At 67.6% G+C, this 14,634-nt stretch carries 4 protein-coding genes, 1 tRNA gene and 2 rRNA genes (1 of these 7 cut by a window edge); 6 read left to right on the forward strand and 1 reads right to left on the reverse strand.

The genetic code is table 11. The features are described from left to right. The 3 genes from K4G22_RS24630 to K4G22_RS24640 form a co-directional block, all read left to right on the forward strand. Positions 1–1,877: ribosomal RNA gene (locus K4G22_RS24630) — 23S ribosomal RNA — on the forward strand; it begins 1,236 nt to the left of the window's first position. 55 nt (positions 1,878–1,932) lie between these two features. After that, positions 1,933–2,049, forward strand: a 5S ribosomal RNA gene (gene rrf / locus K4G22_RS24635). Positions 2,050–2,054: 5 nt separating this feature from the next. Continuing rightward, positions 2,055–2,127, forward strand: a tRNA-Thr gene (locus K4G22_RS24640). A 92-nt stretch (positions 2,128–2,219) separates the two neighbouring features. On the opposite strand, the gene K4G22_RS24645 is transcribed toward K4G22_RS24640, so the two are convergent. After that, a complete protein-coding gene (locus tag K4G22_RS24645; protein ID WP_228082526.1) occupies positions 2,220–4,829 on the reverse strand; it encodes a SpoIIE family protein phosphatase in 2,610 nt (869 codons plus the stop codon). Positions 4,830–5,144: 315 nt separating this feature from the next. Here K4G22_RS24645 and K4G22_RS24650 point away from each other — a divergent pair, with 315 nt between their 5' ends. The 3 genes from K4G22_RS24650 (at position 5,145) to K4G22_RS24660 (ending at position 14,530) form a co-directional block, all read left to right on the forward strand. Continuing rightward, a complete protein-coding gene (locus tag K4G22_RS24650; protein WP_425336807.1) occupies positions 5,145–10,631 on the forward strand; it encodes a HAMP domain-containing protein in 5,487 nt (1,828 codons plus the stop codon). Positions 10,632–11,014: 383 nt separating this feature from the next. After that, the gene (locus K4G22_RS24655) at positions 11,015–11,692 is read left to right on the forward strand and encodes a response regulator (RefSeq protein ID WP_228082527.1); all 678 of its coding nucleotides are present in this window, start codon (positions 11,015–11,017) and stop codon (positions 11,690–11,692) included. 99 nt (positions 11,693–11,791) lie between these two features. Beyond that, positions 11,792–14,530: a DNA translocase FtsK gene (locus K4G22_RS24660; protein ID WP_228082528.1), complete on the forward strand. Its 2,739-nt coding sequence runs from the start codon at positions 11,792–11,794 to the stop codon at positions 14,528–14,530. The last annotated feature ends 104 nt before the right edge of the window (positions 14,531–14,634 follow it).

Consider the following 14,634-nt stretch of genomic DNA (forward strand, 5'->3'; position numbering starts at 1 on the left):
TAGCGGGGCTCAAGTACACCGCCGAAGTCGTGTCACTGCACTTGTGTGTGGTGGGTAGGGGAGCGTCGTGTGCTGGGTGAAGCAGCCGTGTAAACGTGTTGTGGACGGTTCACGAGTGAGAATGCAGGCATGAGTAGCGATACATGCGTGAGAAACGTGTGCGCCGATTGACTAAGGGTTCCTGGGTCAAGTTGATCTGCCCAGGGTAAGTCGGGGCCTAAGGCGAGGCCGACAGGCGTAGTCGATGGATAACCGGTTGATATTCCGGTACCCGCTATGGAGCGCCAACGCTGAATCTTCTGATGCTAAGCCCGTGAAGCCGCTGGTGATCCTTTCGAGGTGATCCAGAGTGGTGGAGCCGGTGACCCGAGGGGGTAGTAGGTGAGTGATGGGGTGACGCAGGAAGGTAGTCCAGCCCGGGCGGTGGTTGTCCCGGGGTAAGGGTGTGGCCCGTTGTGCAGGTAAATCCGTGCAACATTGTGGGTGAGACCTGATGCCGAGCCGATTGTGGTGAAGTGGATGATCCTATGCTGTCGAGAAAAGCCTCTAGCGATGTTTCATGGTGGCCCGTACCCTAAACCGACTCAGGTGGTCAGGTAGAGTATACCGAGGCGTTCGGGTGAACTATGGTTAAGGAACTCGGCAAATTGCCCCCGTAACTTCGGGAGAAGGGGGGCCTCTTCTGGTGATGACACTTTGCTGTCTGAGCTGGGGGTGGCCGCAGAGACCAGCGAGAAGCGACTGTTTACTAAAAACACAGGTCCGTGCGAAGCTGTAAGGCGATGTATACGGACTGACGCCTGCCCGGTGCTGGAACGTTAAGGGGACTGGTTAGTCACATTTCGGTGTGGCGAAGCTGGGAACTTAAGCGCCAGTAAACGGCGGTGGTAACTATAACCATCCTAAGGTAGCGAAATTCCTTGTCGGGTAAGTTCCGACCTGCACGAATGGCGTAACGACTTCTCGGCTGTCTCAACCATAGGCCCGGTGAAATTGCATTACGAGTAAAGATGCTCGTTTCGCGCAGCAGGACGGAAAGACCCCGGGACCTTTACTATAGCTTGATATTGGTGTTCGGTTCGGTTTGTGTAGGATAGGTGGGAGACTGTGAAGCTCAAGCGCCAGCTTGGGTGGAGTCATTGTTGAAATACCACTCTGATCGTGCTGGATGTCTAACCTGGGTCCGTGATCCGGATCGGGGACAGTGTCTGGTGGGTAGTTTAACTGGGGCGGTTGCCTCCTAAAGAGTAACGGAGGCGCCCAAAGGTTCCCTCAGCCTGGTTGGTTATCAGGTGGTGAGTGTAAGTGCACAAGGGAGCTTGACTGTGAGACTGGCGGGTCGAGCAGGTGCGAAAGCAGGGACTAGTGATCCGGCGGTGGCTTGTGGGAGCGCCGTCGCTCAACGGATAAAAGGTACCCCGGGGATAACAGGCTGATCTTCCCCAAGAGTCCGTATCGACGGGATGGTTTGGCACCTCGATGTCGGCTCGTCGCATCCTGGGGCTGGAGTTGGTCCCAAGGGTTGGGCTGTTCGCCCATTAAAGCGGTACGCGAGCTGGGTTTAGAACGTCGTGAGACAGTTCGGTCCCTATCCGCTGCGCGCGTTGGAGTCTTGAGAAGGGCTGTCCCTAGTACGAGAGGACCGGGACGGACGAACCTCTGGTGTGCCAGTTGTTCTGCCAAGGGCATGGCTGGTTGGCTACGTTCGGGAGGGATAACCGCTGAAAGCATCTAAGCGGGAAGCCTGCTTCGAGATGAGGACTCCCACCCACTTGATGGGGTAAGGCTCCCTGTAGACCACAGGGTTGATAGGCCGGAGATGGAAGCCTAGTGATAGGTGGAGTTGACCGGTACTAATAGGCCGAGGGCTTGTCCATAGATGCTCGCGTCCACTGTAAATTTTCGTTGTTTGGCCACGCCTTTTTATAGGGTTCCGGTGGTCATGGCGGAGAGGAAACGCCCGGTTACATTCCGAACCCGGAAGCTAAGCTCTTCAGCGCCGATGGTACTGCATGGGGGACCGTGTGGGAGAGTAGGTCGCCGCCGGACATATCGCCCCAATAGCTCAGTCGGCAGAGCGTCTCCATGGTAAGGAGAAGGTCAACGGTTCGATTCCGTTTTGGGGCTCATTCATTATCAACCCTCGCTTCTGGCGGGGGTTTTTTGTTGTCTCGTTCTCCGCGCACCGGGCGGCCCCACGGGACGGGGGCCGCCCGCCGCTACTCCGGGATACGCAGCGTCAGAATGGCCATGTCGTCCGAGGGAGCGTCACTGGCGAAGCGTTCCACCGCGCGCAGCACGCGGGCCGCGACCGCACCCGCCGTCAGCCCCGTGCAGTTGCTCAACACATCGGCCAGGCCGTCGTCGCCCAACATGCGGGTGCCCTCGCGGCGTTCGGTCACTCCGTCGGTGACACACAACAGCACGTCACCCGGGTCGAGGGCGGCCGTCTGCTCGAACAGCTCCAGATCGTCCATCACGCCCAGCAGCGGCTGCGGGCTGGCTGCCGACTCGACCGTGCCGTCCGGGGACAGGCGCAGCGGCAGCGGATGCCCGGCGCACACCATCTTGAGCAGGGCGCCGCCGGAGGGCTGCGGCCACAACTCCCCGTAGAGCAGGGTGAGGAAGCGTGCCCGAGGGCCTTCCTCCAGGATGGCCGCGTTCAGCCGCTCCAGCACCGCGGGGCCGCCGAGGCCCTCTCGGGCCAGCAGGCGCAGCGCGTGCCGGGCGAGGCCGGTCACCGCGGCCGCCTCGGGGCCCGTGCCGCACACGTCCCCGATGGCGAAGCCGTAGACGCCCTCGCGGATCGGGAAGACGTCGTAGAAGTCGCCGCCCACCTCGTTGCCCTCGCCGGCGGCGCGGTAGATGACCTCCACGTCCACTCCGTCGATATCGGGCAACTCCGGGGGCAGCAGGCTCCGTTGCAGCGACTGGCTGATGGCGGTGCGCTCGCTGTAGAGCCTGGCGTTGTCCAGCGCGAGCGCCGCTCGGCGGGAGAGATCCTCGGCCAGCTCCAGGATGTCCTGGCGAAAGCGCTCGTCCGTGGGCTTGCCCAGGGCCAGCAGTCCGATGACGCGGTTGCGGGCGACCAGCGGCAGTACCACCGTCTCTCCGCCCACGGCTGAGGCGGTGGCCAGGCTGGTGCCCGGCGTCTGGTAGCTGGGGCGTCCGCCGAGCGCGAGGCTGCGCAGGGAGGTGCGTAGCGCGGTGTTGCGCGCCGCGTCGGAGGGCGCGTGCCAGGGGCGCACGCCCAGCGTGAGATCCGGCGCGGGGGGCTCGACGCGCTCCAACAGGGCCTTGATGCCGTCGATGCGGTCCTCGTCCTCGTGCAGCACATAGGACAGCACGGGCTCGGACCCCGGTTCGGGGATGGTGTAGACGGCACACCAGGTCGCGAGGGTGGGCACCGTCATCTGGGCCATCAGCGCCAGCGTCTGGTTGCGGTCCAGGGTGCCGGCGAGCAGCTCGGACGCCTCGACGAGGAAGGCGAGGGATCCCCTGCGCAGCCGCTCCAGCTCGGTGAGCCTGGCGGACTCCACGGCCAGGGCGATGCGGTCGGCGGCGAACTGCAGCCGCAGGGCCTCCTCGTTGCTGTAGCGGCCCGAGGTCTCCGAGGCCACGCCCAGCGAGCCGGTGAGCCGGCCCTCGACCTTCAGCGGGACGATGACCACCGCGTGCATGCCGGTGCCGGAGAGCAGCGGCACGGCGCCGGGGGAGGTGGCGAGGTCCTCGTGGACGGACGGCATCCGCGCGGAGCCGTAGCGCCCGCTGCCGGTCTCGACGGGGACCCGGGCGAAGCGCTGTCGCGCCGAGGGCAGGCCCGTGGTGGCGCGGACCTCAAGCTCGGTCTCGTCGTCCGTGGCCAGCAGCAGGAAGGCCGCGTCGCCGTCGAGCATGTCGCGGGCGCGCTCCACGGTGCGCTGTAGGAGGCCGTCGAGGTCGTCGGGGGGCGGGGAGCCGATGAGGGCGTCCAGCGAGTCGGCGCCGCCGCGATCCAGCCCTTCGGTGGACTTGCCGTGGGCGGGCAGCCGGGCGGGGCTCTGCAGGATGGCGCGTTCGTGGTCGCGGACGATCAGGCAGACCGTGGACGGCTCGCCCTGGGCGTCCCTGACCCTGAGGTGGCAGGCGTAGACCGGCACGGTGCGGCCCTCGACGTCCCGTACACCGTAGCTGCCCTCCCAGCGCGAGAGCACCAGGGCCTCGGCGATGCCGGTGCCGGTGCCGGGCGTCTGGGGCCAGGCGGCGAGATCGGCCAGGGCCTTTCCCTCGACCTGCTCCGCGGTGTAGCCGAAGAGCTGCTGGGCGTCGTCGTTCCAGCGGGAGATCATGTCGCCGCGGTCGACCTCGACGACGGCGACCCGCACCCGGGCGTCGCTGACGGGCAGGGCGTCCAGGGGGAGGACGGGGCCCGCGGCGCGGGTGCCGACGGGGACGGTCTGTTGGTCGAGGCGGAACCAGACGCACTTGTCCGCGGCCGTGTAGTCGACGCCCCAGCGGGTGGCGAGGGCGGCGCAGAGCATGAGGCCGCGTCCGCCCTCGCTGTTGAGATCCAGGCGGCCCCTGGAGACCTCGGCGAGGGGCAGTTCGCGCTCCGGATGCCGGTCGACGACCTCGATCCGGATGCCGCGGCTGTCACGGAGACAACGGACCTCGGCGGAAGTGCCCGCGTGCACGACGGCGTTGGTGACGAGTTCGCTGGTGAGGACGACGGCGTCCTCGATCAGTTCGGCGAGCCCCCAGCCCTGGAGGGTGTCGCGGACGAAGCCCCGCGCGGTCGCGACCGAGCGTCCAACCGGCTCGAAGGTGGCCGCAGCTCGCGCGGTGATCACGTCACTCCCCCAAAGGTCGTACTCAGCACGGGCGGGTGCCCGGTGGGCTGCTCGGGTGCCCAGGTTACTGACGTCCGGCGGTGGTGCGGACGCCGCATCCGTCGAATTCCCCCCGGCTGGGAATCGGTGGTATGCGATGCTGCCGAACTGTTATCGCCCGGTCCTTCCGGAGTGAAACACTGGGAGGGCTCGATGTGATCGGCCGGGCGAAATGATCGACCCCGTGGGAGGGACACAGTGGTGTCTGACGGAGCAGTGTCGCGTGGTCAGCGACGCAGCCATGCGGCGCGGCCCGGCAGAGGTGCCACCGTGGAGGTGGACGCCGCCGCGCTGAACCGCCTGCTCTCGGCTCTGGAGTCGATGCGGGACGGCAATCTGCGCAAGCGGCTGACGGTGACGGGCGACGGGCCGATGGCCGAGATCGCCGCCGTGTACAACGATGTCGCCGAGCGCAATCTCCAGCTCACCGGGCAGTTGGCGCGGGTGCGGCGGGTCGTCGGTCGGGAGGGCAAGCTCTCCGAGCGGATGGAGACGGGCCTCTGCGAGGGGGCCTGGGCCAAGGCGATCGACGACGCGAACGACCTGGTCGAGGACCTGGTGCGGCCGGTCTCCGAGGTGGGCCAGGTGCTCACGGCGGTGGCCGAGGGCGATCTGCGGCAGCGGATGGATCTGCGGGCGCAGTCGGATTCCGGGGTCGGGCGTCCGCTGCGGGGCGAGTTCCTGAAGGTGGGGCGGACGGTCAACGGGCTGGTCGATCAGCTGTCGGAGTTCACCGACGAGGTGACCCGGGTCGCGAGCGAGGTGGGCACCGAGGGCAAGTTGGGCGGCCAGGCCCGGGTGCCGGGTGTCTCGGGCACCTGGAAGGACCTCACGGACTCCGTCAACACGATGGCCTCCCGGCTGACCGCGCAGGTGCGGGACATCTCCGTGGTCACCAAGGCGGTGGCCAACGGTGATCTGGGGCGCAAGGTCACGGTGCATGTGGCCGGCGAGATGCTGGACCTGAAGAACACCGTGAACACGATGGTGGACCAGCTGTCGTCGTTCCAGTCCGAGGTGACCCGGGTGGCCAGGGAGGTGGGCACCGAGGGTGTGTTGGGCGGCCAGGCGCGGGTGGACGGTGTCTCCGGGGTGTGGAAGGACCTCACGGACTCGGTCAACCTGATGGCCGGCAACCTCACGGACCAGGTGCGGGAGATCGCCCGGGTCACCACGGCGGTGGCGGGCGGCGACCTCTCGCAGCGGATCATGGTGAGCGCCCGGGGTGAGGTGGCGCAGCTGGCGGACACGGTCAACGCGATGACGGGCACGTTGCGTGCGTTCGCGGACGAGGTGACGGCGGCGGCCGTCGAGATCGGCACCCAGGGCACGCTGGGCAGCCAGGCGCGGGTGCAGGGCGTCTCGGGTCGGTGGAAGGAGCTGACCGACTCCGTCAACACGGCGTTCCGCAATCTCACCGATCAGGTGCGCGATATCGCGCAGGTGACGACGGCGGTGGCGAACGGTGATCTGTCGCAGAAGGTGACGGTGGATGTCTCCGGCGAGATGCTGGAGTTGAAGAACACCGTGAACACCATGGTGGACCAGCTGTCGTCGTTCCAGTCCCAGGTCACGCGGGTGGCGCGGGAGATCGGTGACGAGGGGGCGCTGGGCGGTCAGGCGTCGGTGCTGGGGGTGGCGGGGGCCTGGAAGGACCTCACGGACTCCGTCAACACGGCGTTCCGCAACCTCACGGGCCAGGTGCGGAACATCGCGCAGGTGACGACGGCAGTGGCCAAGGGTGATCTGTCGCAGAAGGTGACGGTGGATGTCTCCGGCGAGATGCTGGAGTTGAAGAACACCGTGAACACCATGGTGGACCAGCTCTCGTCGTTCGCCGAGCAGGTGACCAGGGTCTCGACCGAGGTCGGCATCGAGGGCCGTCTCGGGGGCCAGGCGCGGGTGGACGGCGTCTCGGGCACCTGGAAGGACCTGACGAACTCGGTCAACCAGATGGCGGACAACCTGACGGATCAGGTGCGGAACATCGCGCAGGTGACGACGGCGGTGGCGCGTGGTGATCTGTCGCAGAAGATCGACGTGGACGCGCGGGGCGAGATCCTTGAGCTGAAGAACACCGTGAACACGATGGTCGACCAGCTGTCCTCGTTCGCCGACCAGGTGACGCGGGTGGCGCGTGACGTGGGCACGGAGGGGCGTCTCGGCGGTCAGGCTCAGGTTCCGGGTGTGGCCGGGGTGTGGCGGGATCTGACGCACTCCGTCAATGGCATGGCGTCGAATCTGACCGATCAGGTGCGGAACATCGCCGGGGTGGCCACGGCGGTGGCGCGTGGTGATCTGTCGCAGAAGATCACCGTCGACGCCAAGGGCGAGATCCTGGAGTTGAAGGAGACGCTCAACACGATGGTGGACCAGCTGTCCTCCTTCGCCGAGCAGGTCACCCGGGTCGCCGTCGAGGTGGGCACCGACGGTCGTCTCGGCGGTCAGGCGCGGGTGGATGGCGTCTCCGGCACCTGGAAGGACCTCACGCAGTCCGTCAACAGCATGGCCAACAACCTGACCTCGCAGGTGCGGAACATCGCCGAGGTGACCACGGCGGTCGCCCGTGGCGATCTCACCAAGAAGATCACGGTCGACGCGCGGGGCGAGATCCTGGAGCTGGTGACCACGGTCAACACCATGGTCGATCAGCTGTCGCTCTTCGCCGACCAGGTGACGCGGGTGGCGCGCGAGGTGGGTACCGAGGGGCAGTTGGGCGGTCAGGCCCAGGTGCGGGGGGTCTCCGGCACCTGGAAGGACCTGACCGACAACGTGAACCTGATGGCCCGCAACCTCACCAGCCAGGTGCGGGACATCTCCGAGGTCGCGACCTCGGTCGCCAACGGGGACCTCACCAAGAAGGTCACCGTGCAGGCGAGCGGCGAGGTCGCCCGGCTGGCCGACACCGTCAACCGGATGGTGACCACGCTGTCGTCCTTCGCGGCCGAGGTGACGCGGGTGGCGCGTGAGGTGGGGACGGAGGGCCGGCTCGGCGGTCAGGCCAAGGTGCCGGGGGTCTCGGGCACCTGGAAGGACCTGACCGAGTCGGTGAACTCGATGGCGTCCAACCTGACCGGTCAGGTGCGCAACATCACGATGGTCACCACGGCGATCGCGAAGGGCGATCTGACCAAGAAGATCGACATCGACGCGCGGGGCGAGATCCTGGAGCTGAAGGACACCCTCAACACGATGGTGGACCAGCTCTCCCTCTTCGCCGAGCAGGTCACCAAGGTCGCGCGCGAGGTGGGTACCGAGGGGCAGTTGGGCGGCCAGGCGCGGGTGCCGGGCGTGGCCGGCACCTGGAAGGACCTCACGGACTCGGTGAACGAGATGGCGGGCAACCTGACCCGTCAGGTCCGTGGCATCGCCCGGGTCGCCACGTTCGTGACCAGGGGCGATCACAGCGTGCGGATCGACACGGACGCGGCCGGCGAGATCCTGGTGGTGCAGGAGAACGTCAACACGATGATCAGCAACCTGCGTGAGGCCACGCTGGCCAACAAGGAGCAGGACTGGCTGAAGAGCAACCTGGCGCGGATCTCCGCCCTGATGCAGGGGCGGCGTGATCTCAAGGACGTCGCGCGGCTGATCATGAGCGAGCTGGCGCCCGCGGTCACGGCACAGCACGGGGCGTTCTTCCTCGCGGTGCCGGCCGACCGGGATCTGGACGTGGTGGCGGGTCCGGGCGAGGGCGGTGACTACGAGCTGCGGATGATCGGGTCCTACGGGTACGCGGCGGGCAGCCAGGCGATGTCGTTCGGCCCGGGGGAGTCGTTGATCGGCACCTCGGCAGAGGAGCGGCGTCCTATCGAGGTCGGGCCCACGCCGCCCGGTTATCTGAAGATCTCCTCGGGTTTGGGGGAGGCGCCGCCGGTCAACGCGATCGTGTTGCCGGTGCTCTTCGAGAATCGGGTGCTCGGCGTGCTGGAGTTGGCGTCCTTCAAGCCGTTCACGCAGATCGAGCGGGACTTCCTCAGCCAGATGGCGGAGATGATCGCGACCAGCGTCAACACCATCAGCGTCAATACGCGGACGGAGATGTTGCTGGAGCAGTCGCAGGAGTTGGCGGAACAGCTCCAGGACCGTTCGGAGGAGCTGGAGCGGCAGCGCAAGGCGCTTCAGGAGTCCAACGCGGAGTTGAAGGACAAGGCCGATCTGCTGGCCGTGACCAACCGTAATATCGAGGTGAAGAACTCCGAGATCGAGGAGGCCAGGCGGGGTCTCCAGGAGCGTGCCGAGCAGTTGGCCGTGTCGATGCGCTACAAGTCGGAGTTCCTGGCCAACATGTCGCATGAGCTGCGTACTCCGTTGAACTCGCTGTTGATCCTGGCCAAGCTGTTGGCGGACAACGCGGAGGGGAATCTCTCGCCGAAGCAGGTGGAGTTCGCCGAGACCATTCATGGCGCCGGCTCGGATCTGTTGCAGCTGATCAATGACATTCTCGACCTGTCGAAGGTCGAGGCGGGCAAGATGGACGTCAGCCCCACCCGGATCGCGTTGGTGCAGCTGGTGGACTATATCGAGGCGTCGTTCCGTCCGTTGACCGCGGAGAAGAGCCTGGAGTTCTCGGTGCGGGTGTCGCCGGAGCTGCCGGCCACGCTCAACACCGATGAGCAGCGACTTCTGCAGGTGTTGCGGAACCTGCTTTCCAACGCGGTGAAGTTCACCGAGACCGGGTCCGTTGAGCTGGTGATCAGGCCGGCCGGCGGCGAGGTGCCGGATGTCATCAGGGAACAGATGCTGGAGAACGGCTCGGTGCTCTCGGCCGACGCGCCGTTGATCGCCTTCGCGGTTTCGGACACCGGGATCGGCATCGCGGCCAGCAAGATGCTGGTGATCTTCGAGGCGTTCAAGCAGGCCGACGGCACCACCAGCCGGAAGTACGGCGGGACGGGGCTCGGCCTGTCGATCAGCCGGGAGATCGCCCGGCTGCTCGGTGGTGAGATCCACGCGGCGAGCGAGCCCGGGCGGGGGTCCACGTTCACGCTGTTCCTGCCGTTGCAGCCGGCGGAGCTTCCGCCGCCCGGCTACGGGCAGTTGGCGACCGGGGCCGGCGCGGTCGCCGGCGTCAGGCGGGCGTTGCCGGCCGCCGCGAAGGAGCACGTCAACGCGCTGCCGGCGGCGCCGAGCGAGGAGGCGGGGGACGATCGGCCGGGCGAGGAGGAGCAGCCGGCCCCGCCGCCCGTCGCGGAGGACCAGGACGGGGCCAGGCGCCGGGCCTCGGCGGCGGCGGAGCGGGCGGCCGAGTCGCTCACCAAGCGGCATCGCGACCGGGAGCGCTTCCAGGAGGGGACCAACGGCTTCCTGCTGGAGGGTCCGTCCGACGCCGCGCCGGAGACCGCGTCCGAGGGCTTCGATCTGCCGCACTTCTACCGGGACTTCGAGGACCGCAAGGTGCTGATCGTCGATGACGATGTGCGCAATGTGTTCGCACTCACCAGTGTTCTGGAACACAACGGGGTCCGGGTGCTCTACGCCGAGAACGGGCGGGAGGGCATCGAGGTGCTGGAGTCCAACGAGGATGTGATGTTGGTACTGATGGACATCATGATGCCCGAGATGGATGGCTATGCGACCACGGAGGCCATTCGTCGGATGCCGCAGTTCGCCGACCTGCCGATCATCGCCCTGACGGCCAAGGCGATGAAGGGTGATCTGGACAAGACGATCGAGTCGGGCGCCTCCGCCTACGTGACGAAGCCGGTGGATGTCGCCGAACTCTTTTCCGTGATGAGCCACTGGGTGAACGACTCGGAATGATCTGTTGCCCGGCCCCCGGACTGTGGAACTATCCGGGGGGAGCAACCGTTTTCGCAGTGCGTGCAGTTCAGTTCGCGGGGGTTTCCGGGTGCATGCTATCGTGACGCAGCGCGATGTACTGGTCACGCGGTGCCCGCGTTGCTGATTGCTGGACGGGCGGACGAGCAATGCCGGTACGGTCGAAGGCACAGCCGAAGCGTTGTCAGCCTCTCGTGTGAGCAGCGGGAGTCTCCGGAAATGTCGCACGTTTGGGGCGACGTGGCGGGCTTGCTGGCACCAGCGCTCGTGGTGATGTCAACATGTCCGGCAAGGACCGGGCGGCGTGAGGGTGCCGTCCACGATGGCGGCGCTCACCGGCGCCGCAGGGGCGAGGAGGACGGGCCATGGTGCAGAAGGCCAAGATCCTCCTGGTCGATGACCGGCCCGAGAATCTGCTTGCGCTGGAGGCCATCCTCTCAGCGCTCGATCAGACACTGGTCCGGGCGTCGTCAGGGGAGGAAGCGCTCAAGGCGCTGCTCACAGAGGATTTCGCGGTCATCCTGCTGGATGTGCAGATGCCGGGGATGGACGGATTCGAGACCGCGGCGCATATCAAGCGTCGCGAGCGCACCAGGGATATTCCCATCATCTTTCTCACGGCGATCAACCACGGCCCCCACCACACGTTCCGTGGCTACGCGGCCGGCGCCGTCGACTACATCTCCAAGCCGTTCGACCCCTGGGTGCTGCGCGCCAAGGTCTCCGTCTTCGTCGATCTGCACATGAAGAACGTGCAGCTGCGTGAGCAGGCCATGTTGCTCCGGCGCGAGTTGGACGGCGGCCATGCCCATCCGGACGTCGAGCACGGTGCCGGTGGGCTCCTGCCCGAGCTGTCCGCCCGGTTGGCCGCGGCCGAGGAGCAGGCGGAGGCGCTCTCCAAGGAGTTGGCGGAGTCGGGCGGCAGCGCCGCGGTCTCGACGGCGGCCCATCTGGAGCGGAAGCTCTCCGGCCTGCGCCGGGCGCTCGACGCCCTCCAGCCGGGCACCAGCGAGGCCAAGTCCATGGAGTCCCGTCGGGGTTGACGGGCCGGGCGGGTGACGCGGCGTCACCCGTCGGCGGTGGTGGGTCGCCGGTGGCACGTGTTCCGTGCTCAGGCACGCGGACCCCGGTAGCCTCACCTCATGTCCCCATCCTCGTCCGGCAAGGGTTCCTCCGGCGCGCGTGCCGGCGGAGCCAGGAAGTCGGCGCCCGCCAGGAAGAGCGCGGCCAAGAAGCCCTCGGCGAAGAAGGCCCCGCCCAAGCCCCCACCGTCCAGGAACGCGGCGCTGCGCGTCGTCAGGGCGCTCTGGCTCGGGATCGCGCGGCCGATCGGGGCGATGCTGCGCGGCATAGGGCGTGGCGCCAAGGGGCTCGATCCCGCGCACCGCAAGGACGGTCTCGCCCTGCTGTTGCTCGGCCTCTCGCTGGTCGTCTTCGCCGGTACCTGGTCCAATCCCGAAGGTCCCGTCGGCGAGTTGGTCACGGTGGTGGTCACGGGGGCGCTTGGCCGGCTGGATCTGATCTTTCCCCTGATGCTGGGCTTCATGGCGGTGCGGCTCTTCATCCACCCGGAGCGGCAGGAGGCCAACGGGCGGATCGTCATCGGCCTGACGGCGCTGCTGGTCGGCGTGCTGGGGCTGGTGCACGTGTTCACCGGGGCGCCCGGGCGCAGTGAGGGCGCGCAGGCGTTGCGGGACACCGGGGGGCACATCGGCTGGGCGGCGTCCCGGCCCCTGATCCTCGCCATGGGCGAGCCGTTGGCGATGGCCCTGTTGGTGCTGTTGACCCTCTTCGGGCTGCTGGTGGTCACCGCGACCCCCGTGAACGCCATCCACCGGCGGCTGCGCCAGGGCCTGGTCCGGGTGGGCCTGTGGGCCGGCGACGAGGACGAGCGGGACGGCACGTTCGCCGACCGCCCGGTCGAGCGGCGGAGTCGGGGCGGTCGTCGGGTGCCGGCGCGGCCGACGCCCGACGACCGTTACGGGGACGAGGGCGACGAGCCCGAGGAGTCGGACTGGGCCGTGGGGCAGGGCGCCCCGGCGAGCGGCCTGAGCGGCGGCTCGGACCGGCGCCGGGGGAAGCGCCGGGCCTCCAGGGGCTCGGGGAGCGATCCGATCGAGGTGGCGGCGGCAGCGGCGGCGGCCCTCGATCCCGCCGTGCTGCACGGGGTGCATCCCTCGCCCGTGGTGGCCGACATCAGCAGCCGGATCTCGGCGAGCGACCGGCGTCGGGCCATGGAAGGCTCGGCATCGGCCTCGGTGGCCTCGGAGGCGGCCCGCGAGTCCGGGGAGGGCGCCCCTGGGCCTCGGCAGGAGGAGGAGTCCTCGTCGGGCGCGGTGCCCGATCTGACCAAGCCGGCGCCCGAGCCGAGCCCCGCCCTGCCGCCGCGGGCCGAGCAGCTTCAACTCGCCGGGAACGTGGGCTACGCGCTGCCCTCCCTCGACCTGCTGACCAGGGGCGGCCCCGGGCGTTCCCGCAGCGCCGCCAACGATCTGGTCGTGGAGTCGCTCACGACGGTGTTCCGCGAGTTCAAGGTGGACGCGCGGGTGATCGGCTTCACCCGGGGGCCGACGGTCACCCGCTACGAGGTGGCGCTCGGGCCCGCCGTCAAGGTGGAGAAGATCACGGCGCTCACCAAGAACATCGCCTACGCGGTGGCCAGTCCCGATGTTCGGATCATCAGCCCGATCCCCGGCAAGTCGGCGGTGGGCATCGAGATCCCCAACACCGACCGGGAGATGGTCAACCTGGGCGACGTGCTGCGCACGGCCGACGCGGTGGAGAACGAGCATCCGCTGCTGGTGGCTCTCGGCAAGGACGTCGAGGGCGGCTATGTGATGGCGGATCTGGCACGCATGCCGCACATGCTGGTGGCCGGTGCCACCGGTTCCGGCAAGTCGTCCTGTGTCAACTGCCTGATCACCTCGGTGATGATGCGGGCGACGCCGGAGGAGGTGCGGCTGGTCCTGGTGGACCCCAAACGGGTCGAGTTGACGGCCTATGAGGGCATTCCTCATCTGATCACGCCGATCATCACCAATCCCAAACGGGCGGCGGAGGCCCTCCAATGGGTCGTGCGGGAGATGGATCTGCGCTACGACGATCTCGCCGCGTTCGGATATCGCCATATCGACGACTTCAACGCCGCCGTGCGCTCCGGCAAGCTGTCCGTGCCGGAGGGCAGCGAGCGTGAGCTGTCGCCCTATCCGTACCTCCTGGTGATCGTGGACGAGTTGGCCGATCTGATGATGGTCGCTCCGCGTGACGTGGAGGACTCCATCGTCCGAATCACCCAGCTGGCCAGGGCGGCCGGCATCCACCTGGTCCTGGCGACGCAGCGTCCGAGCGTGGACGTGGTCACCGGGCTGATCAAGGCCAACGTTCCCTCGCGGCTGGCCTTCGCCACCTCCTCGCTGGCGGACAGCCGCGTGATCCTCGACCAGCAGGGCGCGGAGAAGCTGATCGGCAAGGGCGACGCGCTCTTCCTGCCGATGGGCGCCAACAAGCCGGTGCGGATGCAGGGCGCCTTTGTCACCGAGGAGGAGGTGGCGCTGGCCGTCGAGCACTGCAAGGCGCAGCTGGCGCCGACCTTCCGGGAGGACGTGACCACCGGGACCAAGCAGCGCAAGCAGGTCGACGAGGAGATCGGCGACGATCTGGATCTGCTCTGCCAGGCCGCCGAGCTGGTGGTCTCCACCCAGTTCGGGTCCACGTCCATGCTCCAGCGCAAGTTGCGGGTGGGCTTCGCCAAGGCGGGACGGCTGATGGACCTGATGGAGTCCCGGGGGGTCGTCGGGCCGAGCGAGGGGTCCAAGGCCAGGGACGTGTTGATCAAGCCCGACGAGTTGGATGGTGTGCTGGCGCTGATTCGGGGGGAGTAGCAGCCTCAGGGGCGCCATCCTGTTGGCGGACAAAAGCTGCCCGCCCGGTTGCCCGTTCCTTTCCCGGCCCCCCTAGACTTATAAGCACAGCAGGTGGCTTCACG

The organism is Streptomyces profundus, from assembly GCF_020740535.1.
GTDB lineage: Bacteria > Actinomycetota > Actinomycetes > Streptomycetales > Streptomycetaceae > Streptomyces > Streptomyces profundus.

Excerpts from the sequence above, each read along its gene's own strand:
- K4G22_RS24655 (WP_228082527.1), top strand. The coding sequence starts at position 11,015 with ATGGTGCAGAAGGCCAAGATCCTCCTGGTCGATGACCGGCCCGAGAAT.
- K4G22_RS24660 (WP_228082528.1), top strand. The coding sequence starts at position 11,792 with ATGTCCCCATCCTCGTCCGGCAAGGGTTCCTCCGGCGCGCGTGCCGGC.